The sequence below is a fragment of the Conexibacter arvalis genome, assembly GCF_014199525.1.
Classification (GTDB): domain Bacteria; phylum Actinomycetota; class Thermoleophilia; order Solirubrobacterales; family Solirubrobacteraceae; genus Conexibacter; species Conexibacter arvalis.
Window position 1 is genome coordinate 1 of the sequence record NZ_JACHNU010000018.1, and the last position, 1115, is coordinate 1115.

A 1115-nucleotide genomic window follows, 5' to 3' on the forward strand; every position below is an offset into this window, starting at 1 on the left:
GCGAGCGGATCGACGTCGGTGATGTTGAGGCAGTAGGCGACCATCGAGCCGGCCGCCGAGCCACGGCCCGGGCCGACCGCGATGCCGTTCTCCTTCGAGAATCTGACGAAGTCCCAGACGATCAGGAAGTAGGCGTTGAAGCCCATCCGATCGATCACGCCCAGCTCCATCTCCATCCGCTCGACGGCCGCGGCCGGCGGCGGGTTGCCGTAGCGGCGGTGGAGGCCCTCCATCACGAGTTGGCGCAGGTAGGTTCTCTCGTCCTCACCGTTCGGCGTCGGGTAGCTCGGGATCAGCTGGCCGCCCAGCGGGATCTCGACGTTGCAGCGCTCGGCGATCTCCAACGTGCTCGGCAGTGCCTCCGGCCACTCCGCGAACGCCTCCGCCATCTCCTGATTGGACTTCAGATAGAACTCGTTCGTGTCGAACGTCATCTTCGGCTCGGCCAGCGTGCTCTTCGTCTGCACGCACAGCAGGGCCGTGTGATGGTGGTAATCCTCACGACGGAGGTAGTGGACATCGCCGGTGCCGACCAGCGGCCGGCCGACCTCCCGAGCGATCCGGACGATCCCCTCGTTCGCCTTGTCCTGGTCGGCGATGCCGTTCTTCTGCACCTCGAAGTAGACGTTGTCGCGCCCGAAGATCTGCATCAGATCGTCGGCATGGGCACGCGCCTCCTCCGGACGATCGTTGACCAGCCGCTGGCAGAAGCGCGAGGCGAGGCAGCCGGTGAGGGCGATGATCCCCTCCGAATGCTGCGACATGACCTCGAAGTCGACACCCGGCTTGCCGCGGTGCAGACCCTCCAGGTAGCCCGTCGACGAAAGCTTCACGAGGTTCCTGTAGCCGACGTCGTTCTGCGCCAGCAACGTCAGATGGTTGCGCTCGACCCTGCCGTCGCGGAAATGACGATCGTCGACGACATACACCTCACACCCCAGCAACGGCTTGACGTCGTGCTTCTTGCACGCCTTGTACAGCTCGACCGCGCCATTCATGACGCCATGGTCGGTGAGGCCGAGAGCCGGCTGGTCGAAGGCCGCGGCACGAGCGGCAAGCGCGTCGATCTTGCACGCGCCATCCAGCAGCGAGTACTCGGAATGGACGTGCAGATG

At 65.0% G+C, this 1115-nt stretch carries 1 protein-coding gene; it reads right to left on the minus strand.

Going from position 1 to position 1115, the window contains the following annotated elements:
• On the minus strand, window positions 1–1115 hold a 1115-nt coding region (locus BDZ31_RS24410; RefSeq protein ID WP_183346091.1), incomplete at both ends, for a PHP domain-containing protein.